The sequence below is a fragment of the Arthrobacter sp. zg-Y1219 genome, assembly GCF_030125545.1.
Classification (GTDB): domain Bacteria; phylum Actinomycetota; class Actinomycetes; order Actinomycetales; family Micrococcaceae; genus Arthrobacter_B.
Window position 1 is genome coordinate 147,808 of the sequence record NZ_JASKLY010000003.1, and the last position, 25,511, is coordinate 173,318.

Below are 25,511 nucleotides of genomic sequence, written 5' to 3' on the forward strand. Positions count from 1 at the left end.
CCATGAGTGTTCCCTCTGCTACTCCCTACGAGCCCAAGACCCGTCTGGGCCGCGTCACCAACTTCGTCGACTCCCGCGTCGGCGGATCTGCCATGGTCAAGGAATTCGGCCGCAAGGTCTTTCCCGACCACTGGACGTTCATGTTCGGCGAAGTTGCCCTGTACTGCTTCGTCATCCTGCTGCTGTCGGGAACCTTCCTGACGTTCTTCTTCGACCCGTCGATGGCAGAAACGCATTACAACGGCAGCTACGTCCCGCTCAAGGGCGTGGAAATGTCAGTGGCCTACGAGTCCTCGCTGAATATCTCCTTTGATATCCGCGGCGGTCTCTTCATGCGCCAGGTGCACCACTGGTCAGCGCTGCTGTTTGTCGCTGCAGTTGCCGTGCACATGCTTCGCGTCTTCTTCACCGGTGCGTTCCGCAAGCCCCGCGAGCTGAACTGGGTGGTGGGCGGCGTGCTGCTCATCCTCTCCCTGGCAGCCGGTTTCACCGGTTACTCGCTTCCCGATGACCTGCTCTCCGGCAACGGCCTGCGGATCATCGACGGCGTCATGAAGGCCATTCCGGTGGTTGGCACGTACCTCAGCTTCTTCCTGTTCGGCGGAGAATTCCCGGGCACCGACATCATCGGCCGCCTGTACATGCTGCACATCCTGCTGGTGCCCGCCCTCATCCTGCTGATGATCGCCGTTCACCTCTTCATGGTCGTTGTGCACAAGCACACGCAGTTCCGCGGCCCCGGCCGCACGAACAACAACGTTGTCGGTTACCCGGTTGGACCGGTTTATGCGGCAAAGGCCGGTGGATTCTTCTTCATCGTCTTCGGCATCATTGCCATCATCGCCGGTTTGTTCACGATCAACCCGATCTGGAACTACGGCCCGTACGACCCCTCCCCCGTGTCCGCCGGTACCCAGCCTGACTGGTACATCGGCTGGGTTGACGGCGCCCTGCGCCTGATGCCGGGCTGGATCGGCAACATCCCGATGGAATGGAATATTCCGTTCCCGTGGGGCACCAACACGCTCTCCCTGAACGTGCTGTTCCCGGCGCTGGTTCCGGCCGGAATCGTCTTCACCCTGCTGTTCGCCTGGCCTTGGATTGAAGCCTGGCTGACCAAGGACACGAAGGTCCACAACCTGCTGGACCGCCCGCGGAACGCCCCGTTCCGCACCGGCGTCGGCGTTGCCGGCGTTATCTTCTACTGCACCATGTGGGCCGCTGCCAGCTCCGACCTCATCGCCACGCACTTCATGGTCTCGCTGAACGATGTCACGTACTGGCTGCGCTTCCTGGTCATCTTCGGCCCGCTGATCGGCTTCGCCGTCGCCCGCCGGATCTGCCTGGCCCTGCAGCGCAAGGACCGCGAGATCGTGCTCCACGGCGTGGAAAGCGGACGCATTGTCCGTCTCCCGCACGGTGAGTACATCGAGGTTCATGAGCCCGTTGACGAGTTCAAGCGCTACAAGCTGGTGGACTTCACCTCCCCCGAGGTGACTCCGGCCCAGCCGGACGCCCGCGGCAAGGTCTCCGGCAAGGAGAAACTGCGCGGCAGGCTTTCACGGTTCTTCTTCGAGGATCGGGTTGCCCCGGTTACTCCGCGGGAACTTGAAGCAGCGCATCACCACGAGTCCCCCGCTGAAGTTGAAGCGGATACGGAAGACCAGGCTTCGATCACGAACCGGTAGTCCTCCGCTCGGGACAGTTTGACGGATAAACCAAAGGGAGCCGGTCAGCATTTGCTGACCGGCTCCCTTTGGTTTATCCACCAGTGATGTGCGGCATCAGCCTGTGGCTTACGGCGTCCTAGTCCAGGACGAACGGCTTCTTGGCCGGAAGCGGATGCCGCCGCTTCCAGTTGCCCGGCTCCGCGTACGGCGCCGACCCGATGCCCAGCTTCGTGAAGTCCAGATTGGCCTCGCGCAGGACAACGAGCATGCCCTTCACGGCCTTGGGAACGTCGGGCACCAGGCAGAAGATGTTCAGCTTGCCGGGTGCGAATTCGCTCTCCTCGACGGTGCCCAGGCCGCGCCAGGAGAAGTAAGAGGTGAGGGCGGTGCGTGCCTTGTACTCCAGGTAGCGGTCACGCTCCGTGCCCTCGGCAGACTTCAGGGCGTACTGGGCCACCACCCAGTGCTGCTCCTCCGGCGGCAGCTCCGCATATCCCAGCTCGGCTGACTTGGCGGCGAAAGCAGCGAACTTCTTCTCCGCCGCGGCTTCATCGATTGAGGCAACCGCGCTGCTGGTTCCCATGTAACCCACGGGTCCCTGGCTGATCATGAATTCCTGCGACTCGGCCTCGTACATCGCCTCGCGGAAGTGCAGGACCCCCTTGTCGTCCCGGTGGTACATCACGGTGATGCTCATTTTTCGGTAGCCTCCCTGGCTGATGGTGCTGTGGGTGGTGTCTATCCACGCTGTTGGTCTTGTAAGTGCTGTCTTGTGGGTGTCTGCTGGACAGCGCTGAGCTGAACAGTGCCGCACGAGCCTCTTCCGCGGCTTCAGGAGCCCGGATGCCTGCCCGGGTGGTAGGAACGCGGCGTCCGCATTCCGGGACGCTGCAGAGGCACCCAGAGCTTGTACCGGTCAGCGCGGTAGTACGAGACCGAGTAGTCCACCATCGACCGGGCGACGTAGGCGTGCCGCTGGATCTTCAGCAGCGGAGCGCCGAGCTCCACGTTGAGCAGTCGTGCGATGGACGCGGAGGCGGCGGTCGCCTCGATGGTGTCCTCGCCCCACTCCATCACCATGCCGTACCGTTCACTGAGCACCCGGTACAGCGAGGTGGGGGGCTCTTCGTCGAGCATCCCCGGAACGTGGACGGCGGGAATGAAGTTCTCATCAACGCTCATTGGCTCGCCGTCCGCGAGCAGTTGGCGGCGGAACCGGATCACCGGCTGGCCGGGATCAATCTGCAGCTCCCTCGCCACCAGATGGGAAGCGCCGATCTGTTCGAAGCTGAGGACCCGGGCGTCCGGGACCATGCCGCGTCGATGCATTTCCTCGCTGTACGACGTCAGCTTGACCTGCAGGTCCATTTTGGGGCGGGCCACAAACGTGCCCAATCCAACCACGCGTTCGAGCACTTCGTCAGCGACGAGGGCATCGATGGCCTGCCGTACCGTCATCCTCGCCACACCGAAGTGGTCGGCCAGCACACGTTCGGAGGGAATGGCGGCGCCGGCAGGCGCATGCTGGTCCACGAAGCGGCGCAGTATGTTCTGCAGCTGCAGGTGCTTGGCGACGCCGGAGGCCGGGTCGAGCAGCTCCGGAAACCGCCTCAGTGCCTGGTGCATGACAGCCGCCGAATTCTGAAGTCCGTTCTGGTGCGCATCCGGTTCCTTCCCTCGGCGTAGGTGCTATTCAAGGATAACGGCCGGGAGCGCGGGCCAGGAACGCCGCCGCTCCGGAGCGGGCGACGGGCTGGGCAGCTCCGGTGGCCCCCGGAAGCAGGGCCGGATATTAAACAGCAGAGGACCCGCAGTATTTGCGGGTCCTCTGCCTAAACTTCACCGTCGGGTTTTCACCCTGGGTGTTTTGCTTGCCGGAGCCTTAGTGTGCGTGGGCTCCGCGGCTGTATTCGTACACCCAGCCGACCAGGGCGATCAGCGCCAGGCCGGCACTGATGTAAAGAATCCACCAGCCGATTGCCATGCCCAGGAATCCGCCTGCGGCGGCGAGGCCGAGCAGCAGGGGCCACCAGCTCCACGGGCTGAAGAAGCCCTGTTCGCCGGATCCTTCGTGGATTTCGGCGTCGAGCCGGTCCTCCGGACGTTCACCAATGCGCTTGCCGGTGAAGCCGATGTAGAAGGCGATCATGGCGGACATCGCGCCGGTGAGGAACAGTGCCAGGTAGCCCACCGGTTCCATCCACTCGACGAGGTAGCCGTAGACAACGCCGACGACCACGAAGAAGGGCGCCAGGTATGCGAAGAGTTTAGTCTCTACTTTCAATTGACCTTCTCCTTACGGTCGCCCGGTCCGAAGACCTTGCCGGCGGCCGACGTGTCGGTCACCGTCTGCTGCAGTTCAGGATGGTGCAGGTCCAGTGCCGGACGCTCCGAACGGATGCGCGGCAGCGACGTGAAGTTGTGGCGCGGAGGCGGGCAGGAGGTTGCCCACTCCAGCGAGCCGCCGAAGCCCCAGGGGTCATCAACTTCAACCTTCTTGCCGTGGCGCCAGGTGATGTACACGTTCCAGAAGAACGGAATCATCGAGGCACCCAGCAGGAACGAACCAAAGGTGGAGAACTGGTTCATCAGGGTGAAGTTATCCTCCGGCAGGTAATCGGCGTAGCGGCGCGGCATGCCGAGCACGCCGAGCCAGTGCTGAACCAGGAAGGTGGCGTGGAAGCCGACGAACAGCATCCAGAAGTGGATCTTGCCAAGGCGCTCGTTGAGCATCTTGCCGGTCCACTTGGGCCACCAGAAGTAGAAGCCCGCGAACATTGCGAACACAACGGTTCCGAAGATCACGTAGTGGAAGTGTGCCACCACGAAGTAGGTGTCGGAAACGTGGAAGTCGAGCGGCGGCGAGGCCAGGATGATGCCGGTCAGACCACCGAAGAGGAAGGTGATCAGGAAGCCGATGCTCCAGAGCATGGGGGTTTCGAAGGTGATCGATCCCCGCCACATGGTGCCAATCCAGTTGAAGAACTTCACGCCGGTTGGCACCGCGATCAGCATTGTCATGAAGGAGAAGAACGGGAGCATTACCGCACCGGTGACGTACATGTGGTGGGCCCACACGGTCACGGACAGGGCTGCAATGGCGATCGTGGCGTAAACCAGGCCCTTGTAGCCGAAGATCGGCTTGCGGCTGAACACCGGCAGGATCTCGGAGATGATGCCGAAGAACGGCAGCGCGATGATGTACACCTCGGGGTGGCCGAAGAACCAGAACAGGTGCTGCCAAAGGATGGCTCCGCCGCGTTCGGGATCGAAGATGTGCGCCCCGAACCGTCGGTCAGCGCCGAGTGCGAACAGAGCTGCTGCCAGCGGCGGGAAGGCCATCATGACGAGGATGGCGGTGACCAGGGTGTTCCAGGTGAAGATCGGCATCCGCCACATGGTCATGCCCGGGGCACGCATGCAGATGATCGTGGTGATGAAGTTGACCGAACCGAGGATGGTACCGAAACCGGACAGTGCCAGCCCGAAGACCCAGAGGTCTCCACCGACGCCGGGTGAGAACGTGGTGTTCGACAGCGGCGCATAGGCGAACCAGCCGAAGGAAGCAGCACCCTGCGGAGTGATGAAGCCGGCAACGGCGATGGTGCTGCCGAAGAGGAAGAACCAGAAAGCCAGGGCGTTCAGGCGGGGGAACGCAACGTCGGGCGCACCGATCTGCAGCGGCATCATGACGTTGGCGAAACCGGAGAACAGCGGGGTTGCGAACATCAGCAGCATTACTGTGCCGTGCATGGTGAACAGCTGGTTGTACTGTTCCTTGGTCTGCAGGATCTGCATACCGGGTTCAAACAGCTCGGCACGGATGACCAGGGCCATCACGCCTGCGAGACAGAAGAAAATGAATGAGGCGATCAGGTACATGTACCCGATGGTCTTGTGGTCAGTGGAGGTGATCCAACTGACGATGATGCGTCCCTTGGAGACGGGGACGACGCGCGGTGCAACTTGAGTATCTTCCGAAGTGTATTCGAGAGTAGTCACAGCTTCCTCCTACCTCCTTACTTCGCTTGATTCTGAGTTGTACACGCGGTCGTACTCGGAGCCGACCTGGCCGTCGGGCAGGGTGTCGAGGTACGCGTCGTACTCGGCTTCCGAAACCACCTTGACGTTGAAGAGCATTTCCGAGTGGTACTCGCCGCAGAGTTCTGCACACTTACCTTCGTAGGTGCCCTCGATGCCGGGAGTGATGTTGATGTAGTTCGTGCGTCCGGGGTAAAGGTCCATCTTCTGGAGGAAGGCCGGGACCCAGAACGAGTGCTGGACGTCGCGGGAGTTCAGCTGAAGCTCAACCGTCTGGTCGACCGGCAGGTAGAGGGTCGGCATTTCCGTCTCTGCCTTCTCCGTGCCGTCCAGGTTTACCTGCACGTTGAGGTCGTACTTGTCCTCATTGACGTAGTTGAAGTCCCAGGACCACTGCTTGCCGCGGACGTCAACGACGACGTCTGGATCATCCACGCGCTCACTAATGGCCCGAATGTCCTGGTCGGTGAAGTAGAACAACACCAGCACCATGAACAGCGGGATCGCCGTGTAGAAAATCTCCAGGGGAAGGTTGTAGCTCAGCTGCCGCGGGTAGCCGGTCTCGTTCTTCCGGCGCCGGTAGGCGACGATGCACCAAATGATCAGTGCCCAGGTGAGCACCCCAACTGCCAATGCCGCGATCCATGAATTGACCCAAAGGTCCATGATTCGGCCGGTGTGGTTGGTGGTGTCGCGTTCCGTGGGCAACCAGCCTCTTTGGACTTCTGACGAACAACCCGATAAAAACAACGCGCCGGCCGACGTTACGGCTGAGATCTTTAAGATCCTGGCGCGTCGGCTGCTGGTTCGGTCCTGCGAACTCACAGACGGCCCTTCCTCTTGTTACGTGCAAGTGCGGCACAGCAGGCAGACGAATCCCCCAACTGCGCACGATCAGTTTTACTACTACGTGTAGAGCTTACCCGCACGCGTGGCCATCCAGTGACAGACCGCACCGCGTCCCGGCAAAATACCGTGTATTACGGCCGCCGGAGCGGCTGCGGGGTCCCCGTCAGTGAAACGGGGTACCCGGGAGGAAGCCTAGTGGAATGAGTCGCCGCAGGCACATGACCCGCCGGCGTTGGGGTTGTCGATGGTGAACCCCTGCTTGGAGATGGTGTCTTCGAAGTCGATGGACGCACCGGACAGGTAGGGCACGCTCATCTTGTCCACGATGACCTCGACGCCGTCGAAATCCCGAACGGCATCGCCGTCAAGGACCCGCTCGTCGAAGTACAGCTGGTAGATCAAGCCAGAGCATCCGCCGGGCTGGACAGCCACGCGAAGCCGCAGGTCGGTCCGGCCTTCCTGCTCCAAGAGGCTGCGCACCTTGCCGGCGGCAACGTCGGAGAGGGCAACGTCGTGGGTCGGCAGCTCCGTTTCCGGGGCGGCAGCTGCTGCCGTATCCACGCTGGTGCCGGTTTCGCTGGTGGAAGTACTCATTACGTCTCTCTTTCTTCACGTGGTCCGTGCACGGGAGGGCAGTGGCGCTCCCCCGGGCTCCGGGCCAGTTCCTTCTCCATGGTACGTCGATGCATACACACAGATATACAGAGCCAACGCGGCCGGGCCCGAAAAGATTTCCGTGCCCGGCCGCGTGCTTTCCGCGCAGGCTACGAGCCGGCGCGCCCGAGGCTGGCCAGGAGCAGTGCTTCGGCCAGCACCGCGTTGCGGAAGTCACCCAGGTCCAGGGACTCGTTGGCGCTGTGGGCCCGGGAATCCGGATCCTCCACACCGGTGATCAGGATCTGTGCGGACGGGAACAGCTCGGTGAGGTCGGCGATAAACGGAATGGAACCGCCCATGCCGGACTCCACGGGCTCCACGCCGTCCCAGGCCTCGCGCAGGGCCCAGAGGGCAGTGCGTGCCGCAGCGGCGGACGTGTCGGTGGCAAAGGCCTGGCCCTGCTCCCCCGGGACGAAGGTCACCTTGGCGCCGAACGGCGCGTTGGCCTGGACGTGGCGCTCGACGGCGGCCATCGCTTCCGCGGGACTCTGCCCCGGGGCGAGGCGCAGGCTGAACTTGGCCCGCGCCCTGGGCTGGATCGTGTTCGAGGACATGGCCACCGTCGGCACGTCGATGCCGATGATGGACAGCGCGGGCTTGGTCCACAGCCGGGACGCGATCGAGCCCGTGCCGGCCAGCTGCACGCCGTCCAGCACTGAGGAGTCCCCGCGGAAGTCGGCTTCGTCGTATTCGACCGCGGCGCTGTCGGACGAGACGAGGCCGGCGATGGCGACGTCTCCGGCGTCGTCGTGGAAGGTGGCGATCAGGCGCGCCAGCAGGGTGGGCGCATCCAGCACCGGTCCGCCGAACATTCCCGAATGCACCGCGTGGTCCAGGACCTGCACTTCGACGGTGCCGTCCACCAGGCCGCGCAGGCTGGTGGTCAGGGCCGGCACGCCGACCTTCCAGTTCCCGGAGTCCGCCACCACGATCACGTCGGCCTCCAGCAGGCTGCGGTAGGTCTCGAGGAACTTCCGGAAGGTTGGTGAACCGGCTTCCTCCTCACCTTCAATGAAGAGGGTGATGCCGACGCCGGATTCTTCCCCGAGGACCTCGTCCAGGGCACGCAGGGCGCCGATGTGGGCCATGATCCCGGCCTTGTCATCCGCGGCGCCGCGCCCGTAAAGGCGGCCGTTGCGCTCGGTGGCGGTGAAGGGCTCCGATTCCCACAGCGCCAGGTCCCCCGGAGGCTGAACGTCATGGTGGGCGTACAGCAGGACGGTGGGCTTGCCTGCCTTTGCGGGCCGGCGGGCGACGACGGCGGGGCCTCCGGGCTTGCCGTTGTTGTCCACCCGCAGGATCTGCACCTCCGACAGTCCGGCTTCCCGGATCAGTGCCGCCACGGCTTCGGCGCTTTCGTTCAGCCGCTCCGGGTCAAAGGAATCCCAGGCAATGCCGGGAATGGAGACCAGGGACTTGAGCTGCTCAACCGTACGGGGGAAATCGGCCGCCACGGCGGACCGCAGGGCATCCACATCCACGGACGAAGAGGGAGATTCTGGATTCAAAGTCATAACAAAACAGTACATGCGGGCCCCCGCGTCCGGGCAACGGAAATTCGGGACCGCTCGGGCCGCCGCCAAGGTATCCTAAAGGGGTGTTCGGACGAAAGAATGAAGCGCCCACCGCGCAGGAAACTGTGGACCAGGCTGCCGCGGCAGCCCAGACCAGCTCAGCGCGCACCGCCGCGGGGAAGGGAACCCCTACGCCCAAGCGCAAAGACCAGGTGGCTGCGCGGCAGCGGCCGCTGGTGCCGACCGACCGCAAGGCGGCGAAGAATGCCAGCCGTGATGCCATGCGCGAGGAACGGCTGAAGACCCGCGCCGCGCTGGACACCGGCGACGAGCGCTACCTCCCCCTGCGTGACAAGGGACCGCAGCGCCGGTTCATCCGCGACGTGGTGGACTCCCGCTGGAACCTGGGCGAGTTTGTCATGATCGCCGCCCTGGTGTTCGTGGTGTTCAGCTTCATCCAGAACATCACTGTGCAGAGCATTGTCATGCTGGCGTTCTGGGTCCTGATCCTGGCCGTCATCCTCGACTCGTTCATCCTGCGGTCGCTCCTGCGCCGCCGCCTGACTGACAAGTTCGGCGGGCCCAACTCAGGTGACGTCTGGTACGGCGTGTCCCGTGCGCTCCAGCTGCGCCGCTTCCGCCTGCCGAAGCCCCAGGTCAAGCGCGGCGAAAAGCCCGTCTAACCCGCACGGGTTCCCGGCAAGACCCCTGTTTCAGCAAGACCCCTGTTTCAGCAAGACCTGTTTTCAGCAAGACCTGTTTTCAGCAAGACCTGTTTTCAGCAAGACCCAAAAAGGGCCGCTCCTTGGAGCGGCCCTTTTTCTCGTCTTGCAGCTGCTCCTGCAGTTACACCTGCAGCTACTTCAGCAGGCGGGCCAGCCGCCGGTTGATCCGCGCCGCCCAGAACGGTCCCTCGTAGAGGAACGCCGTGTACCCCTGGACCAGGGTGGCGCCGGCGTCAAGGCGCTCCTTGACGTCGCGGGCCGATTCCACGCCGCCCACCGAAACGATGACCGGCCCGTCCTCGCCGAGGCGTGCCCGCAGCCGCTTCAGGATTTCCACTGACCGCCGCCGCAGCGGCGCTCCGCTGAGCCCGCCCACTCCGCACGCGATCACCTTCTGCGGATCGGTGACGAGACCCTCGCGTGCAATTGTTGTGTTGGTGGCGATCACGCCGTCGAGGCCCAGGTCCAGGGCCAGCCGGGCGACGTCGTCGACGTCGTCGTCCGTGAGGTCGGGGGCGATCTTCACCAGCAGCGGCACATGCCTTCCGGCCGCTGCGTCAGCAGCCTCGCCCACCGCGGTGAGCAGCGGACGCAGCGACTCAATGTTCTGCAGCTGACGCAGTCCCGGAGTGTTGGGCGAGGATACGTTCACCACCAGATAGTCGGCCTGGGGCGCCAGCTCCCGGGTGCTGATCAGGTAGTCATCGATGGCGTCGGCCAGGTCCACGGCCTTCGTCTTGCCGATGTTGATGCCGATGACCGGGCGGTTCGGGCCGGCTTTGGCCAGCGCCGCGCGGGCCTGCGCCACCCGGGGGGCCACGGCTGCCGCGCCGTCGTTGTTGAACCCCATCCGGTTGATCACGGCACGGTCCTCCACCAGCCGGAAGAGCCGCGGTTTCGGATTGCCCGGCTGGGCCCGGCCCGTCACCGTTCCAACCTCCACATGGCCAAAACCCATGTTGGTCAGGGCCACAATGCCGGATCCTTCTTTGTCGAACCCGGCGGCCAACCCGAAGGGCGACGGAAAGTCCAGCCCGAGGGCGTGGACGCGCAGGTCCGGCGAGGGGCGCATGAGCCGTCGCATCACCGGTCCGGCGGGAGTCGAGGCTGCGAGCTTGATCAGGTCGAAGCCGATTCGATGTGCTTTTTCCGGGTCCATGCCGGCGAAGACGACACGGAAGAAGGCAGGGTAGACGCGCATGTTTTCATGCTTGCACTGACGACGGCGCTCCAGCAACTCCGGCCTCGTCCTGTCTCCGGCCGGCGGATCCTCCTGCGCGGCTGCACTATTCTCGATTTATGGGCAGTACTCAATACATGGGCAGTACTCAATACATGGGCAGTACTCAATACATGGACAGTTTTGCGGGCGCCGACGGGAACGGCTCGGAGTGGAAGCCGGACATCCTGGGCGACGGCTACCAGTATCTGACCCTGGAGCTGGGCGAAGATGAGGAAGGGCCCGTCGTGGCCACGCTGGTGTCCTACTCTCCTGAGCCGCCGCCTCCTCCCACGCTTGGCGGCCGGGCCCGGCGCCTGCTGCACGGCCTGCGGGCTCCCGTGGCACCCGAACCCGTTCACGCAGTCCTCTACATCCACGGCTGGAGCGACTACTTTTTCCAGACGGAGCTTGCGCAGTTCTGGAGCCGGCTCGGCGTCGCCTTCTATGCCTTGGACCTGCGCAAATACGGGCGGAGCCTGCGGCCCGGACAGTCCGAGGGGTTCACCCAAGACCTGCAGGATTATGACGCCGACATTGAAGCGGCGCTGGCAGCCCTGACCGGGCACGTCCGCGAACACCTTGGCGCCGACACCCCGGTGCGGGTCAGCATGATGGCCCACTCCACCGGCGGCCTGGTCGCCTCGCTCTGGGCCCACCGCCATCCCGGGCGCATCGAAGCCCTGATCCTGAACAGTCCCTGGCTGGAGATGACCGGCTCCTGGGTGGTGCGCAACGCAACCGCCGGGCTGCTGGAACCGCTGGCACGGCTGCGGCCCAAAACGCGTCTGAAGGTTCCGGAAATGACCAATTACTGGCGCAGCATCAGCCGCGAGGGCGACGGCGAATGGGACCCGGACCCGGAGCTGAAACCGCGCAACAGCTGGCCGATTAGGGCCGGGTGGATCACCGCTGTGCTCGCCGGACACGCGCAGGTGGCCCACGGCCTGGACATTCGGGTGCCGATCCTGCTGATGGCCTCGGCCACCTCCACGATGGCCGGCCCCTGGAACGAAGCCATGAAGACCTCCGACAGCATCCTGGACGTGCACCTGATGGTCCAGCGCGGGCTGCTGCTCGGTCCGCAGGTCACCGTCTGCCGGTTCGAGGACGCCCTGCACGATGTGCTGCTGTCGGCCGGTCCCGTGCGGCGCCGGGTCTACGGCAAACTTGAACAGTGGGCGCGCGCCTTCATGCTGAAGGGCTAGCCGGGATCAGCCCGCCGCACCGGTTATGCGGGCGATGCCTGATCCACTGCTCCCCCGTACCGGCGGTCCCGGCGGGCGTAAATCTCCACGGCTTCCCAGAGCGTGCGCCGATCCACATCGGGCCAAAGGGTGTTCATGAAGACCATCTCCGCATAGGCGGACTGCCAAAGCATGAAATTGGAGAGGCGCTGCTCGCCGGAGGTGCGCAGGAACAGGTCCACGTCCGGAAGGTCCGGCTCGTCCAGGTATTTCTGGATGGTTTTTTCAGTGATGGATCCGGGGCGCAGTTTGCCCCGTGCCACGTCGGCGGCGATGGCCGACACGGCATCAGTGATTTCAGCCCGGCCGCCGTAGTTGACGCACATGTTCAGGGTGCAGACGGTGTTCTCCCGGGTCACCTCTTCGGCGGTTTCCAATTCCTTGATGACCGACTGCCACAGCCGCGGCCGGCGGCCGGACCAGCGGATCCGAACGCCCCACTCATTGAGCTGGTTCCGCTGCCGGCGCAGCACGTCCCGGCTGAAGCCCATCAGGAAGCGGACCTCCTCGGGCGAGCGTTTCCAGTTCTCGGTGGAAAACGCGTAGACGGAGACGTGCCGGATCCCCATCTCGACGGCGCCGGCCATGACATCCAGGAGGGCCGCTTCCCCGGCGCGGTGCCCTTCGGTGCGCGGCAGTCCGCGCTGGTTGGCCCAGCGCCCGTTGCCGTCCATCACGATGGCCACATGCTGCGGCACCAGCTCTGCGGGCACCGGAGGCGGAACCGCGCCGGAGGGATGCGGTTCGGGCCGGACGGGAGGATGCGGCAGGACTGCCGGTTGGGGCTTTGAACGCAAGCTTAGACACGCTCCACATGTTGAAGTGATTTGACGACCCGTTCCAGGTGCCATTGAAGATAACTGCCCACCAGGCCCGCCGACTCCCGCCGCGGCTGCTGCCCGGCGTCGTCGGCCGTGGCCCAGTCCCCCGAAAGCAGGGCGGCCAGCAGGACCATGGTTTCGGGAGAGGGCGATGCCGCCCCGGGCGGGCGGCACGACGAACAGACGGCGCCGCCCAACGCTGCGGCGAACGCCGAATGCGGCCCCGGGGCGCCGCAGCGGGCGCAGACGGTGAAGCTCGGCGCCCAGCCGGCGGTGGCCAGCGCCCGCAGCAGGTAGGAGTCCAGGATCAGCTCCGGGGCGTGGGCCCCGCGGTTCAGCGCCGCCAGGGCGCCGATGACCAGATGGTAGTGGGCATTGGCTGACTCGCCGTCGACGTCGGTCAGCCGCTCGGCGGTTTCAGCGATGGCTGCCGCCGCGGTGTACCGCGCATAGTCGGAGACGATGCCGTGCCCGTACGCGCCCAGGGTCGTGGCCTGCGTGACGATGTCCAGGTTGCGCCCGGAGTGCAGCTGCAGGTCCGCCACCATGAACGGTTCCAGGCGGGCTCCGAACTTGCTCGAGGTGCGCCGCACCCCCTTGGCAACGGCACGGACCTGGCCGTGGTTGCGGGTCAGCAGCACCAGGATGCGGTCCGCCTCACCCAGCTTGTGGGTGCGCAGGATGACGCCCTCGTCCCGGTACGTCCGGGAAGCTAATGATTTTCCTGCCACCATGCTATTTTCCCACGTCCGGCCCCGGCTCCGGCGCACCCCGGAGCACTTGGCTCCCGGGCGCGCCTGCCGCGCGGCTTCCCGCGACCCGCCGGGTTCCGGTCAGGACCGGTCAGGACCGGTCTCGGATGGCCCGGTTCACGGCGGAAATGACCGCCTTGAGTGCTGACATGGTGGTGTTGGGGTCGATTCCGACGCCCCAGAGCACCCGCTCTCCCACAGCCAATTCCACGTAGGAGGCCGCCGCGGCATTTCCGCTGGCCGATAGGGCATGCTCGGTGTAGTCCAGCAGCCGGACATCGATGCCGTCCTCGCTCAGGATTTCCAGCAGGGCGGCAATTGGGCCGGTGCCGGAAGCCATGCGCTTCTGCTGCACGCCGGCGATGTTCAGCGACGCCGTCAGCTTGAACGTGCCGTCTTCGGCGGTGTCCGCATTGACCGAGGAGAGGGCATAGTGTCCCCACGGTTCGCCGTCGGCCTCCGGGGTGGTGGGCAGGTACTCGTCCTGGAACACCTTCCACAGTTCGGCCCCGGTGACTTCGCCGCCGGCGGTGTCGGTGCGGCGCTGGACGACCCCGGAGAACTCGATCTGTGCCCGGCGCGGCAGGTCCATGTTGTGTTCGTTCTTGAGCAGGTACGCAACGCCGCCCTTGCCGGACTGGCTGTTCACCCGGATCACTGCCTCGTAGCTGCGGCCGATGTCCTTCGGGTCAATCGGCAGGTACGGCACTGCCCACGGAATTCCGTCCACCGTGGTGCCCGCGGCGGCGGCGTCCTTTTCCATGGACTCGAAGCCCTTTTTGATGGCGTCCTGGTGGGAACCGGAGAACGCAGTAAAGACCAGGTCCCCGCCGTAGGGGGAACGCTCGGGAACGGGCAGCTGGTTGCAGTACTCCACCGTGCGGCGGACATGGTCGATGTCGGAAAAGTCGATCTGCGGGTCGATCCCCTGGCTGAACATGTTCATGCCCAGCGTCACCAGGTCCACATTTCCGGTGCGCTCTCCGTTGCCGAAGAGGCAGCCCTCGATGCGGTCCGCGCCGGCCAGGTAGCCCAGTTCGGCGGCGGCCACGCCGGTGCCCCGGTCATTGTGAGGGTGCAGGGACAGGATGATGGAGTCCCGGTTCGCCAGGTTGCGGTGCATCCATTCAATGGAGTCGGCATACACGTTGGGGGTGGCCATCTCCACGGTGGCCGGGAGGTTCAGGATCATCTGCCGGTCCGGGGAGGCTTCCAGGACCTCGGCGACGGCGTTGGAGATGCGCAGGGCAAACTCCAGCTCAGTGCCGGTGTAGGACTCGGGCGAGTACTCGTAGGTGACGTCAATGCCGCGCAGCTGCTCTTCATACTTCTTGCACAGCCGGGCGCCGGAGAGCGCAATGTCCACGATGCCGTCCTGGTCCGTGTTGAACACGACCTTGCGCTGCAGCACCGAGGTGGAGTTGTACAGGTGGACGATGGCGCGGTCAGCGCCCTCCAGGGAGTCGTAGGTCCGCTCGATCAGGTGCTCCCGGGACTGGGTCAGCACCTGGATGGTGACGTCATCGGGGATGCGGTCACCCTCGATCAGCTGGCGGACGAAGTCGAAGTCCAGCTGGGAGGCGGAGGGAAAACCGACCTCGATTTCCTTGTAGCCCATCTGCACCAGCAGGTCGAACATCTTGTGCTTGCGTTCGGGGCTCATGGGATCGATCAGGGCCTGGTTGCCGTCCCGCAGGTCCACCGCGCACCAGCGCGGAGCCTTGGTGATGAGCTTGTCCGGCCAGGTCCGGTCCGGCAGCTCGAAGCTGATCTGGTCCTGGAAGGGAACGTATTTGGAGACGGGCATTCCCGAGGGCTGCTGTGCATTTCGCATGTCTGGTGTGGCCTTTTCTAGTGGTTCAAAAGAGCGGCCGGGCAACACAAACTCCGCAGCGAGGGGCGGCCTATACGTTGGTTATGGCCCCGCCGCGGCAGCTAAGAAGACGAAGCTCTGCGCGCACGTGACCACCCTAACAGCAGCCCGAGGGGCTACCCAATTGTGAATTGCGAATTTGTTAGTTTCCGAAAGCCGACTGGCACGTCACCTGAGCCGCGGTCTGGCCGGTGAGGCCGCCCACGTCTCCGGCGTCGGGCATGGTGTTTCCGGTGGTGAAGTCCTGCCCGACCTGCACGCTGACGCCGGTGACCAGGTTGCTCGCCACGACCTGCACTGCGGGAATTCCCAGTGCCGCGGCCACCTGCTGCGCCATTTCAAGGTAGCCCGGGCCGTGGAACACCTGCGTTGCCGGGCTCGGTGCGCCGGTCTGCCCGCCGGAGGCCGCCAGGGCGAAACCCTCCGAGAGCAGGTAGGCGGCCAGGTCCTGGTCACGGGACTCGGTGCCGGCCTCGTCGGCGCTGCCGGTGGCATCAAGGATGGTGACGGGAATCGTTGCCGGATCGAAGAGCGGAGCTTCCTCCGCCGGAGGCGGCGTTCCCTCCGCCGGAGCGGTGCCCGGAGCCGTTTCCGGTTCCGCCGGCTTGGTGATGTCGCGGTCTTCCACCAACGCGGTGAAGAGCGGCTCGGCTGCCGCTTCGTCCAGCACCAGCCGATTGTTGTCGTACTCGTACGGGACAACCGGTGCGGTGACGAAGGCAACCCGGCCCAGGTCCACGTCCTTGAGCCGGCCGGCCAGGGCGATCAGCGAGGAGGCGCTGGTCAGGTCCTTGTCCACCGTCAGGTTCTGGGTCACGGTTTCGGCGATGGAGTACAGCTTGGGCAGATTCTTGAGCGTGCCTTCGTCCTGGACCTTGCGGACCATGGACGCCATGAAGCTCTGCTGCGCGCGGATGCGGCCCTCGTCGCCGCCGTTGCCGAAGCCGTGGCGGGTCCGCAGGAAGGCCAGGGCCTGATCGCCCTGGACGCTGCTGACTCCGGCGGGGAGGCTCAGGCCGGACAGTTCGTCTTCCACGGGCTGGTTCACGCACACCTCAACACCGCCCAGGGTGTCGGACAGCTCCTTGACCGCGTCGAAGTCGGCCATCATGAAGTGGTCAATGTTCAGCCCGGTCAGCTCGTTGATGGCCGCCACTGTGCAGCCGGGTCCGCCGTTGCCCAGGGCACCGTTGAGCTGGCCCAGGTCCATGGCCGGATAGGTGTTGCCGGTGTCCGGATCCGAGCACTCCGGCAGCGGCACCAGCAGGTCGCGGGGGAAGCTGACCACCGTAACGTGCGAGCGGTCTGCTGACATGTTCGCCAGCATCATGACGTCGGAGTTGTTGCTCTCCTGGCCCTCGCGGTTATCAGTGCCCAGGATCAGGATCTGCAGCGGATCGGTGTTGGTGTCCACCGGCACTGCCGCTTCCTGGCTGGCGCCCAGGTTCAGCGGTTTGGTATCCAGGTTGTTCTGCAGGCGGACAACCTGCACGCCGACAAATGCCAAGCCGGAGACCAGTGTCAGGGCCAGGATGACTGCCACTGCCCGCAGGACCGGGTGCGCGGCGCCGTGGCGGCCCAGATGGCGGCCGCCGGGATTGCCGGCAGGAGCCGGACCGGAGGCTGAATCTCCGGAGCCGGAGTTTCCGGAGGCTGAATCTCCGGAGCCGGAGTTTCCGGAGGCTGAATCTCCGGAGCCGGAGTTTCCGGAGGGACCGGCACCCGTTACGGCACGGCGAGATGACATGAGCCGGTCCCCTTCAGTAATTCGTGTTCAACGGTGGCGATTCGCAAGTGAACGTTCGGTAGTGATTCGCGAGTGAATGTTCAAAGTGTACGCGGCGACCCTGAAAAGAATATTCAGGGCCGCTGCATTCCTTCGGGACTAGAAGCCGAGTTTGACCAGCTGCTTGGGATCGCGCTGCCAGTCCTTGGCGATTTTCACGTGCAGGTCGAGGTAGATGCGCGTGCCGAGGAGCGCTTCGATGGCCAGGCGGGCGTTGGTGCCGACTTCCCGCAGGCGGGCACCGCCCTTGCCGATGATGATTGCCTTCTGCGAGGACCGCTCCACATAGAGGTTTACGCGGATGTCCAGCAGCTGGTTGTCTTCGGAGCGCCCTTCGCGGGGAACAATCTCATCCACCACCACTGCCAAGGAGTGGGGAAGCTCATCCCTGACGCCTTCAAGGGCAGCTTCGCGGATAAGTTCGGCCACCATGACGGCTTCGGGCTCGTCGGTCAGTTCGCCGTCCGGGTACAGGGGCGGGGAAGACGGCATGTATCCGGAGAGGACCTCGGCCACGGTGTCCACCTGGAAACCGTCGGCAGCGGAGACCGGCACCACGTCGGCCCAGCCGGCCTCGCCCAGGACTTCATTGCCCAGGGCCGTCACCGACATCAGCTGCTTGGCCAGGGCGGCACGGTCCACCAGGTCGGTCTTGGTCACCAGCGCCACCACCGGCTTGCCCTTCAGCGCGGCGAGCTGCTTGGCAATATAACGGTCGCCCGGGCCCACTGCCTCGTTGGCCGGCAGGCAGAAACCGATGGCGTCCACCTCGGACAGCGTGTCGGCGACCAGGTCGTTCAGGCGCTTGCCCAGCAGGGTCCGGGGCCGGTGCAGGCCCGGAGTGTCCACGAGGATCAGCTGGGAGTCTTCGCGGTGCACGATCCCGCGGATGGTGTGGCGGGTGGTCTGGGGCTTGCTGGAGGTGATCGCCACCTTCTGGCCGACCAGGGCGTTGGTCAGCGTCGATTTGCCAGCGTTGGGCCGGCCCACCAGCGAGACAAAGCCGGCGCGGAACTGTGGATCAGTCATTACGGGGTACCAATTCTGTTGAGTGGACGCGGGAGGATTCCCTGCCGTCGTCGTGTTGAGCGTCTGTTTCCGCTTCGCGGTGCTGTTTCCAGGCGATGATGTGCGAGACCCGGTTGCGGCGGCCCTCGAGGCGCTCGGCGTGCAGCACGACGCCGTCGACCACCACTTCGCTGCCGACAATCGGCACGCGGCCCAAGGCCTTGGCCAGCAGGCCGCCCACGGTGTCGACCTCGTCATCGTCAAGGTCGACGTCGAACAGCTCACCGAGGTCGTTGATGCCGGCGCGGGAGCTGATCCGGTAGCGGCCGCCGCCGAGGTTCTCGATTTCGGGGCGCTCGGAATCGTATTCATCCACGATTTCGCCCACGATCTCTTCGATCAGGTCCTCCAGCGTGACCAGTCCCGCGGTGCCGCCGTATTCGTCAATCACCACGGCCACGTGGGTGGATTCGCGCTGCAGTTCCTGGAGCAGTTCGCTGACGGCCTTGGATTCCGGTACGTAGCGCACGCCGCGGGCGAATTCCTCCACGCGCCGGACCGTGGCTTCGGCCGGGTTGGAGTGCATCTGCGCGGCAACATCCTTGAGGTAGAGGATGCCCACGATCTGGTCGGCGCTGTCCTCGATCACCGGTACCCGGGAGTAGCCCGAGCGCAGGAACAGGGACATGGCCTGGCGCAGGTTGGAACCGGACTCGATGCAGACCATGTCGGTGCGGGGCACCATCACTGACCGGACCTTCGTGTCGCCGAGTTCGAAAACCGAGTGAATGAGCTCGGCCTCGGTGTTTTCGATCATGTCCGCCTCGGAGGCACGGTCCAGCAGTTCGCGGAACTCCTCCTCCGTGAAGAAGGCGGCATCGGGGCCCTGGGTGCCCGGCGCGACGGCGGTGCCCAGCCGCACGAGCCAGCCGGGAACGGGTCCCAGCACCACGCGGAGGAACCGTACCAGGCCGGCGGTCAGGACGACGACGGCGGTCACGTGCTTCCGGCCGATCTGGCGGGGCGAAACACCCACCAGGACAAAACCGATGCCGGCCATCACCACGGTGGCCAGCAGCCCGGCCAGCCAGATGTTCTCCAGGAGCATCTGGAATACGGTGGCAACGGTGACTGCTGTCGCCATTTCGAACCAGACGCGCCAGAACCGCAGCGCGTGCATGTGTGCCACGGGATGCTGCAGGATCCGGCGGAGGGGTTTGCCCGCCTTGCCCTGCAGCAGGGCTTCGGCCTCATGCCGGGGCAAGTAGCCGTATGCGGATTCAGCGGCCGTGAGCAACCCGGCCAGGACCATGAAGGCCACGGCCATGAGGATCAGCAGGGCAACGCTCAACTGCGCGTCTCCTTCGGGGCATCCCGGCCCAGGTAGGCGGACAGGAGCTCGCGCTGCAGGCCGAACATTTCCTTTTCCTCTTCGGGTTCGGCATGGTCATAACCCAGCAGGTGCAGCACGCCGTGCGTGGTCAGCAGCAACAGTTCCTCCTGCATGCTGTGGCCGGCCGTTTCCGCCTGCTCGGCGGCCACCTGGGGGCAGAGGACAATGTCGCCGAGCACGCCGGCGGGGGTCGGACGTCCGGGGACTCCGGGCCGCAGCTCGTCCATCGGGAAGGAGAGCACATCGGTGGCGCCGGGGATGTCCATCCATTCGATGTGCAGCTTCTCCATGGCTTCCTCGTCCACCAGGATGATGGACAGTTCCGCTTCCGGATGCACGTACAGGCTTTCCAGCAGGTAGCGCCCCAGCCGGGACAGTTCTTCCTCGTCCACGGCAACCGCGGATTCATTGTTCACTTCGATGCTCATTTGGCAGTCCCCCGTCCTGTCCGGCGGCCGCCGGCGGCCGGATCGCTGTTGCGGCGGGACTCGTCCCATTCGCTGTACGCCGTCACGATGCTGCTGACCAGCGAATGCCGGACCACGTCAGTGGCGGAAAGCTCGGAGAAGGACACGTCGTCAAGATCGCCGAGGATGTCATGCACGATGCGCAGGCCGGAGGCCGTGCCGCCGGGCAAGTCGACCTGCGTGACGTCGCCGGTCACCACCATCTTGGAGCCAAAGCCCAGCCGGGTCAGGAACATCTTCATCTGTTCCGGCGTGGTGTTCTGCGCCTCATCCAGGATGATGAACGCATCGTTCAGGGTGCGCCCGCGCATATACGCCAGCGGGGCCACTTCGATGGTCCCGGCCGCCATGAGCCGGGGAATCGAATCCGGGTCCATCATGTCGTGCAGCGCATCGTAGAGGGGGCGCAGGTACGGGTCGATCTTGTCGCTCAGCGTCCCGGGCAGGAACCCCAGGCGTTCTCCGGCCTCGACCGCGGGGCGGGTGAGGATGATCCGGGAAACTTCCTTCTGCTGCAGCGCCTGCACTGCCTTCGCCATGGCGAGGTAGGTCTTGCCGGTGCCGGCCGGTCCGATCCCGAACACGATGGTGTTTTCGTCGATCGCGTCGACGTAGTTTTTCTGGTTCAGCGTCTTGGGCCGGATGGTCCGCCCGCGCGAAGACAGGATGTTCTGCGTGAGGACCTCCGCCGGGCGCTGCGCCGTCTGGTCCCGGAGCATGGTGATCAGCTGCTCCAGGAGCTGGGGCGTGACCTTGGTCTGGCTGCGGGCCAAAATCCGGACCTCGCTCACCAGCCGGTGCGTGAGTTCCACTACGGGCGCCGGTCCGGTGATCGAAAGCTCGTTCCCGCGCACATGCAGGTTGGCTTCCGGATAAGCGGCCTCAATGATCTTGAGTGCCTCGTCGTTGGCACCCAGTGACTGGACCATGTGTTCAGTGGAATCAAAGACGATGGTCTGCCGATCCAGTCCGATGGTGCCAATTCCTGAGGATTCAGTCATATATTCGGCCTTCCCAGGCCTTTCATCGCCCCTTTGCAGAGTTTCTCGGTCGTGCCGTGTGTGTGGTGTTCGTGTGGTGTTCGTGTGCTGATCGTGCGCTGTTCGCGCGCCGTTCTGGCAGGAAACGCAGTGCCTGCCTTAAGACAGACACTTCAATATTACTTGATGCCCCCCGCACCCGTCTTCTCCTGTTTTGCGGACCGGCAGGGATTGCCGGCCTGATCGGTCAGCGCCTGCGGGTCTCAATCGGGTCTCAGTCCGGTAGCAGGAAGGTCAAGACAGCGGATCCGGCGTTTGGCGTGTGCCAAGCTTGAAAGCGACCGTTCAGCGAAAGGAGGACAGAATGGGCACATCGCGCCAAACGACACTGCGCAGCCGCCGGGGATTCCTCGGCTTGCTGGCTGCCTCATCGCTCCTCCTCAGCGGCTGCGGAGTGGTGGCAGTTACCCCGACCACCACCATGCCCATCTCTTTCGGCGCGGCGGGCGGTTCAGTGGCGTCCCCCCTGAGCGGTGCGGCTCCTTCGGAGGGAAAGCCCGCCCCGGGCCGCATACCCGTCTACTGGCTGGGCCTGAACGGCTCCGATGTCCAGCTCTACCGGGAATTCCAGCCTGCCGAGAGCGGCGGCGACCCCATCGGTGAAGCAGTGCTCGCCATGACCTCCGGCAAGCCGGCGGATCCGGACTATTTTAATCCGTGGCACAAGGCCAGCCGCGTCACCGCCTCGATCTCCGGCAAGAACGTCATTACCGTCGACATTTCCGAGGATGCCTTCACAACCTCAATGGACGAGGGAATGGCCCACCGTGCCGTTCAGCAGCTGGTCTACACGGCCACCGCGGCGGCATCGAATGCCGGTTTGACCACCGTGGGCCACGAGGCGTCGGTGGTGCTGCTGGTGGACGGCAAGGCGGATTACACCGCCTTTGGGCACGAGGTCCTGGAAGGCCCGCTGCAGCGCGACGCGGCGCTCATGGCGCCCATTTGGATCATCGACCCGCAGGAGGGATCCGGCTCGCAATCCTCCCTCACCGTGCACGGCACGGCAGTCTCCGAAGGCGGCCAGCTCTCCTGGCGGGTGGAACCCATTGTGGACGGCCGGCCGGCGGAGACCGCCATCGAGACCGGTTATGCCGAACTCGAGGCACCCACCGGAGGCAGCTCGCTTTTCGGCTTTACCGTGGAGCTGCCCCCGGGTGAATACAACGTCAGCGTCTTTCACGGCGAGGACCGGGAGAACGAGGATTCCAAGCGCGTGAGCGTCAGCTCCGTGCCGCAGTAGTTCCTACCAGCGGCCCAGCAGGGAGTTGAGGACTGCCAGCGCAGCCGGCCCCGCAGTCGAGGACCGCAGGACGTGTCCGCCCAGCCGGACCGCCACGGCCCCGCCGGACCGCAGAAGGTCCACTTCTGCGGCGCTGATGCCGCCTTCCGGGCCCACAACCACCGCGATGCTCAGTGGCCGGTTCCCGGCCCGCCGGCGCGCTTCCGCGACGGCCGGGGCGAGTCCGCCGTCGGCCTCCTCGTGCAGCACCACCACCAGATCCACGTCAGCCAGCCGCAGCGCCAGTGCCTTTGACTCCACGACCTCTTCGACCAGCGGAACCGCTGAACGGCGGGACTGTTTGGCCGCAGCAGTGACAATCCCCTGCCATTTGGCCTGTCCCTTGGCCGCCTTGTCGGCGCGCCAGCGCACGATGCTGCGCTCGGACTGCCACGGAAGAACCACATGCACGCCGAGTTCTGTTGCCGCTTCGATCGCCTGCTCGTCGCGGCCGCCCTTGGCAAGGGCCTGGACCAGGATCAGCTTTTCGGCTGCCTCGTTTTCTTCGGTGACGGCTTCCACGGATACTTCCAGCCGGGACGGAGCCGCTGCCGACACGGTGCCGGTCAGCCGCAGTCCGGCACCGTCCACAATGTCCACCGGTTCGCCGGGGGCAAGCCGCTTCACGGCTACGGCGTGGTGGGCCTCCGGTCCCTCGAGGACAAACACTGACCCGGGCACGGCGGCGCGGACGGCGCCCGGGTCACCGAAGAAAATGGGGTTGGTCATGGTCAGAGATTGCCCAGGCGGTCCCGCAGCCGGGCGAAGACGCCGGATCCGCTGCCGGCCAGGCGGCCCTCGGCGTATTCCTCACCGCGGAGCTTTGCCAGTTTGCGCAGCAGCTCCTCCTGCTCCGCGTCCAGCTTCTGCGGAGTCTCCACATGCAGGTGGACCAGGAGGTCTCCGCGGCCGTAACCGCGCAGATGGGTGACGCCCAGTCCCTTGAGGGTGGTGATTTCGCCGGACTGCGTGCCGGCCTTGACCGTAATTTCACGGTCGCCGTCGAACGTTTCGAAGTTGATCGAGGAGCCCAGTGCGGCGGCCGTCATCGGCACCGTCAGGGTGGCGTGCAAGTCGTCGCCCTCGCGCACGAACGTGGGATCGGCGTTAACCCGGATCTCCACGTAGAGGTCACCCTGCGGTCCGCCGGCGGTGCCGGCTTCGCCCTGGCCGCCGAGCTGGATGCGGGTGCCGGTGGCAACGCCGGCCGGGATCTTGATGTTCAGCGTGCGGCGGCTGCGGACCCGGCCCTCGCCGGCGCACTCGTGGCAGGGATCGGGAATGACCGAGCCGTACCCCTGGCACGATCCGCAGGGGGCGCTGGTCATGACCTGGCCCAGGATGGAGCGGACAGCGCGCTGCACCTGGCCGGTGCCGTGGCAGATGTCGCAGGTCCGCGGCGAGGTGCCGGGCTGGCAGCAGCTGCCGTCGCAGGTCGGGCAGGTGACGGCGGTGTCGACGTCGATCTTCTTGTTGATGCCGAACACGGCGTCCTTGAGATCGATGCGCACATTGATCAGCGCGTCCTGGCCGCGGCGCGTGCGGGAGGCCGGGCCCCGGCCGCCGCCCGCTCCGGCTCCGCCGAAGAAGGTGTCGAAAATGTCCTGGAAGCCAAAGCTCTGGCCGCCGAAGCCGGCGCCGCCGCCGAAACCGTTGTCGTTGCCGTTCTCGTTGCCGGTGGTGTCGTAGATCCGGCGCTTCTGCGGATCCGCCAGCACCTCGTAGGCGTGGGTCACGGCCTTGAACTCGTCCTGCGCTCCGGGAGCAGAGTTAACATCCGGGTGCAGCTTGCGGGCAAGCTTCCGGTACGCCTTCTTGATTTCTTCGCCCGTTGCGTCGCGTCCGACACCCAGGACCTGGTAGTGATCGCTCACTCGTGCACATCGCTTCCTGTAATTTGCAGTAACCGTGTTGCGGTTTCGCCTTCTCTTGCGAAGACTTCCGCCGGCTCCGGCCGCCTTGGACGGCCGGGAACCGGCGCACTGCTGCTGTATTGTCTAACGTTTTCTAGTTGTTCAGTATCCGGGAAAGGTAGCGGGCCACGGCCCGCACCGTCGCCATGGTGTTGGGATAATCCATGCGGGTTGGTCCGAGCACCCCCACCTTCGCCGAAGCGTCCGGGCCGTAGCCGGTGGCCACGACCGATGCCTCCGACAGCGAACCGTGCGGGTTCTCCCGTCCGATCCGGACCGAAACGCCCCGGGCGTCCTGCTCCATTTCGGACAACAACCGAAGCATGACCACTTGTTCCTCCAGCGCCTCGAGGATCGGGCCAATGGTCAGGGGAAAGTCTACGGTGGACCGTGCGAGGTTGGCTGTTCCGGCCATGACCAAGCGGTCTTCGCGGTTGATTCCGGCCAGTTGTTCCAGGCACCGGGCCAGGGCGGCGGCACTGCGCCGCCTGCGGGCCGGCACCGTGGCCAGGCATTCGGCCAGGTGGCCGGTGATCCGGGTCAGCGGTGTGCCGCTGAGCGAGACGAGGAAGTGCTGCCGCAAATCCAGCAGGTCCGGCTCCGTGACCTGGTCCGGAATGGTGATGACGCGCTGCTCCACCCGGCCGGTCGTCGAAATCAGGACAACCAGCACCTGGGCGGGTGCGAGCAGGACAAACTCGATGTGCCGCACCTTGGCGTTGCCCAAATGCGGATACTGCACCACGGCCACCTGGTTAGTCAGCTGCGACAGCAGCCGGACCGTCCGCTCCATGACGTCGTCGAGGTCGTCGGCGCCCTCCAGCAGGGAGGAGATGGCCTTGCGTTCGGCGGCGGACAGGGGCTTTACATCGGAGATCCTGTCCACAAACAAGCGGTAGCCCTTGTCGGTGGGGATGCGCCCGGCAGAAGTATGAGGCGCAACGATCAGGCCCTCTTCTTCAAGGGCAGCCATATCGTTGCGGATGGTTGCGCTGGAGACCCCGAGCTGGTGGCGTTCCACCAGGGCCTTGGAGCCGACCGGCTCGCGCGAATGCACATAGTCTTCAACAATGGCCCGGAGCACCTCGAGTCTGCGTGGTTCACTCATGGTTTTCCCTCCCTTGCTGACGGTGGACCGGCGGTCAACCGGCGTCGGCCGTTGAGCGGCTGACGGTTAGCACTCACCATGCCTAAGTGCTAAGTCTAATACGGATCAGGGTCGTTGCTAGCATTGAGTGGCCCGAGCCGCGCACG

23 protein-coding genes are annotated in these 25,511 nt (G+C 65.1%); 4 read left to right on the plus strand and 19 right to left on the minus strand.

Annotation, left to right across the window (positions count from 1 at the left end; translation table 11 throughout):
- Positions 1-2: 2 nt before the first annotated feature.
- The gene (qcrB, locus tag QNO00_RS01875) at positions 3-1,688 is read left to right on the plus strand and encodes a cytochrome bc1 complex cytochrome b subunit (RefSeq protein ID WP_229965618.1); all 1,686 of its coding nucleotides are present in this window, start codon (positions 3-5) and stop codon (positions 1,686-1,688) included.
- A gap of 118 nt (positions 1,689-1,806) precedes the next feature.
- Here the strand turns inward: qcrB and QNO00_RS01880 are convergent, their stop codons facing one another.
- The 7 genes from QNO00_RS01880 to QNO00_RS01910 form a co-directional block, all read right to left on the minus strand.
- A complete protein-coding gene (locus QNO00_RS01880) occupies positions 1,807-2,367 on the minus strand; it encodes a hypothetical protein (RefSeq protein WP_284023451.1) in 561 nt (186 codons plus the stop codon).
- Positions 2,368-2,501: 134 nt separating this feature from the next.
- The gene (locus QNO00_RS01885) at positions 2,502-3,296 is read right to left on the minus strand and encodes a GntR family transcriptional regulator (protein WP_229965616.1); all 795 of its coding nucleotides are present in this window, start codon (positions 3,294-3,296) and stop codon (positions 2,502-2,504) included.
- Between the two features lie 256 nt (positions 3,297-3,552).
- Positions 3,553-3,954 (minus strand): cytochrome c oxidase subunit 4, encoded by a 402-nt coding sequence (locus QNO00_RS01890; RefSeq protein WP_229965615.1) that lies wholly within the window; start codon positions 3,952-3,954, stop codon positions 3,553-3,555.
- A complete protein-coding gene (ctaD, locus tag QNO00_RS01895; RefSeq protein WP_229965614.1) occupies positions 3,951-5,672 on the minus strand; it encodes an aa3-type cytochrome oxidase subunit I in 1,722 nt (573 codons plus the stop codon). Before ctaD ends, QNO00_RS01890 begins: the two co-directional genes overlap by 4 nt.
- A 9-nt stretch (positions 5,673-5,681) precedes the next feature.
- Entirely contained in the window at positions 5,682-6,536 is an 855-nt protein-coding gene (ctaC, locus tag QNO00_RS01900; protein ID WP_229965613.1) for an aa3-type cytochrome oxidase subunit II, read from the minus strand.
- 216 nt (positions 6,537-6,752) lie between these two features.
- Positions 6,753-7,154, minus strand: a complete 402-nt coding sequence (locus QNO00_RS01905; protein WP_284023452.1) for a HesB/IscA family protein — start codon at positions 7,152-7,154, stop codon at positions 6,753-6,755.
- Between the two features lie 170 nt (positions 7,155-7,324).
- Positions 7,325-8,731, minus strand: a complete 1,407-nt coding sequence (locus QNO00_RS01910) for a dipeptidase (RefSeq protein WP_229965611.1) — start codon at positions 8,729-8,731, stop codon at positions 7,325-7,327.
- A gap of 83 nt (positions 8,732-8,814) precedes the next feature.
- Here QNO00_RS01910 and QNO00_RS01915 point away from each other — a divergent pair, with 83 nt between their 5' ends.
- Entirely contained in the window at positions 8,815-9,414 is a 600-nt protein-coding gene (locus QNO00_RS01915; protein WP_229965610.1) for a DUF3043 domain-containing protein, read from the plus strand.
- A 175-nt stretch (positions 9,415-9,589) separates the two neighbouring features.
- Here the strand turns inward: QNO00_RS01915 and QNO00_RS01920 are convergent, their stop codons facing one another.
- Complete coding sequence (locus tag QNO00_RS01920; RefSeq protein WP_284023453.1) at positions 9,590-10,657, minus strand: quinone-dependent dihydroorotate dehydrogenase; 1,068 nt, start codon at positions 10,655-10,657, stop codon at positions 9,590-9,592.
- Positions 10,658-10,791: 134 nt separating this feature from the next.
- Between QNO00_RS01920 and QNO00_RS01925 the strand changes: the two genes are divergently transcribed.
- Positions 10,792-11,883 carry an alpha/beta hydrolase gene (locus QNO00_RS01925; protein WP_284023454.1) on the plus strand — a complete coding sequence of 364 codons (1,092 nt, stop codon included), beginning with the start codon at positions 10,792-10,794 and terminating at the stop codon, positions 11,881-11,883.
- A 23-nt stretch (positions 11,884-11,906) separates the two neighbouring features.
- Here the strand turns inward: QNO00_RS01925 and QNO00_RS01930 are convergent, their stop codons facing one another.
- From QNO00_RS01930 to QNO00_RS01965, 8 genes are all read right to left on the minus strand, one after another.
- A complete protein-coding gene (locus QNO00_RS01930) occupies positions 11,907-12,719 on the minus strand; it encodes an isoprenyl transferase (RefSeq protein WP_229965607.1) in 813 nt (270 codons plus the stop codon).
- 2 nt (positions 12,720-12,721) lie between these two features.
- Entirely contained in the window at positions 12,722-13,474 is a 753-nt protein-coding gene (gene recO / locus QNO00_RS01935; RefSeq protein ID WP_229965606.1) for a DNA repair protein RecO, read from the minus strand.
- Between the two features lie 112 nt (positions 13,475-13,586).
- Entirely contained in the window at positions 13,587-15,329 is a 1,743-nt protein-coding gene (leuA, locus tag QNO00_RS01940) for a 2-isopropylmalate synthase (RefSeq protein ID WP_229965605.1), read from the minus strand.
- Between the two features lie 181 nt (positions 15,330-15,510).
- On the minus strand, positions 15,511-17,115 hold the full coding sequence (locus QNO00_RS01945) for an LCP family glycopolymer transferase (protein ID WP_284023455.1): 1,605 nt from the start codon (positions 17,113-17,115) through the stop codon (positions 15,511-15,513).
- Positions 17,116-17,253: 138 nt separating this feature from the next.
- Positions 17,254-18,183, minus strand: coding sequence for a GTPase Era (gene era / locus QNO00_RS01950; RefSeq protein WP_229965603.1), 930 nt, complete (start codon positions 18,181-18,183; stop codon positions 17,254-17,256).
- Positions 18,176-19,513, minus strand: coding sequence for a hemolysin family protein (locus tag QNO00_RS01955; protein ID WP_229965602.1), 1,338 nt, complete (start codon positions 19,511-19,513; stop codon positions 18,176-18,178). The genes era and QNO00_RS01955 overlap by 8 nt, the downstream gene beginning before the upstream one ends.
- A complete protein-coding gene (gene ybeY, locus QNO00_RS01960) occupies positions 19,510-19,983 on the minus strand; it encodes an rRNA maturation RNase YbeY (protein ID WP_229965601.1) in 474 nt (157 codons plus the stop codon). Before ybeY ends, QNO00_RS01955 begins: the two co-directional genes overlap by 4 nt.
- Positions 19,980-21,023, minus strand: coding sequence for a PhoH family protein (locus tag QNO00_RS01965; protein ID WP_229965600.1), 1,044 nt, complete (start codon positions 21,021-21,023; stop codon positions 19,980-19,982). The genes ybeY and QNO00_RS01965 overlap by 4 nt, the downstream gene beginning before the upstream one ends.
- A gap of 343 nt (positions 21,024-21,366) precedes the next feature.
- Here QNO00_RS01965 and QNO00_RS01970 point away from each other — a divergent pair, with 343 nt between their 5' ends.
- Positions 21,367-22,305 carry a GerMN domain-containing protein gene (locus tag QNO00_RS01970; protein WP_229965599.1) on the plus strand — a complete coding sequence of 313 codons (939 nt, stop codon included), beginning with the start codon at positions 21,367-21,369 and terminating at the stop codon, positions 22,303-22,305.
- Positions 22,306-22,308: 3 nt separating this feature from the next.
- Here QNO00_RS01970 and QNO00_RS01975 read toward each other — a convergent pair whose 3' ends face one another.
- The 3 genes from QNO00_RS01975 to hrcA all read right to left on the minus strand — a co-directional run bounded on the left by QNO00_RS01975 (position 22,309) and on the right by hrcA (position 25,365).
- The gene (locus tag QNO00_RS01975; RefSeq protein ID WP_229965598.1) at positions 22,309-23,073 is read right to left on the minus strand and encodes a 16S rRNA (uracil(1498)-N(3))-methyltransferase; all 765 of its coding nucleotides are present in this window, start codon (positions 23,071-23,073) and stop codon (positions 22,309-22,311) included.
- 2 nt (positions 23,074-23,075) lie between these two features.
- Positions 23,076-24,218: a molecular chaperone DnaJ gene (gene dnaJ, locus QNO00_RS01980; protein WP_229965597.1), complete on the minus strand. Its 1,143-nt coding sequence runs from the start codon at positions 24,216-24,218 to the stop codon at positions 23,076-23,078.
- A 133-nt stretch (positions 24,219-24,351) separates the two neighbouring features.
- Complete coding sequence (gene hrcA, locus QNO00_RS01985) at positions 24,352-25,365, minus strand: heat-inducible transcriptional repressor HrcA (protein ID WP_229965596.1); 1,014 nt, start codon at positions 25,363-25,365, stop codon at positions 24,352-24,354.
- Between the last annotated feature and the right edge of the window lie 146 nt (positions 25,366-25,511).

Coding starts and splice junctions, on each gene's coding strand:
- qcrB (WP_229965618.1), top strand. CDS start 3: ATGAGTGTTCCCTCTGCTACTCCCTACGAGCCCAAGACCCGTCTGGGC.
- QNO00_RS01880 (WP_284023451.1), bottom strand. CDS start 2,367: ATGAGCATCACCGTGATGTACCACCGGGACGACAAGGGGGTCCTGCAC.
- QNO00_RS01885 (WP_229965616.1), bottom strand. CDS start 3,296: ATGCACCAGGCACTGAGGCGGTTTCCGGAGCTGCTCGACCCGGCCTCC.
- QNO00_RS01905 (WP_284023452.1), bottom strand. CDS start 7,154: ATGAGTACTTCCACCAGCGAAACCGGCACCAGCGTGGATACGGCAGCA.
- QNO00_RS01910 (WP_229965611.1), bottom strand. CDS start 8,731: ATGACTTTGAATCCAGAATCTCCCTCTTCGTCCGTGGATGTGGATGCC.
- QNO00_RS01920 (WP_284023453.1), bottom strand. CDS start 10,657: ATGCGCGTCTACCCTGCCTTCTTCCGTGTCGTCTTCGCCGGCATGGAC.
- QNO00_RS01925 (WP_284023454.1), top strand. CDS start 10,792: ATGGGCAGTACTCAATACATGGACAGTTTTGCGGGCGCCGACGGGAAC.
- leuA (WP_229965605.1), bottom strand. CDS start 15,329: ATGCGAAATGCACAGCAGCCCTCGGGAATGCCCGTCTCCAAATACGTT.
- QNO00_RS01945 (WP_284023455.1), bottom strand. CDS start 17,115: ATGTCATCTCGCCGTGCCGTAACGGGTGCCGGTCCCTCCGGAAACTCC.
- era (WP_229965603.1), bottom strand. CDS start 18,183: ATGACTGATCCACAGTTCCGCGCCGGCTTTGTCTCGCTGGTGGGCCGG.
- ybeY (WP_229965601.1), bottom strand. CDS start 19,983: ATGAGCATCGAAGTGAACAATGAATCCGCGGTTGCCGTGGACGAGGAA.
- QNO00_RS01965 (WP_229965600.1), bottom strand. CDS start 21,023: ATGACTGAATCCTCAGGAATTGGCACCATCGGACTGGATCGGCAGACC.
- QNO00_RS01970 (WP_229965599.1), top strand. CDS start 21,367: ATGGGCACATCGCGCCAAACGACACTGCGCAGCCGCCGGGGATTCCTC.
- QNO00_RS01975 (WP_229965598.1), bottom strand. CDS start 23,073: ATGACCAACCCCATTTTCTTCGGTGACCCGGGCGCCGTCCGCGCCGCC.
- hrcA (WP_229965596.1), bottom strand. CDS start 25,365: ATGAGTGAACCACGCAGACTCGAGGTGCTCCGGGCCATTGTTGAAGAC.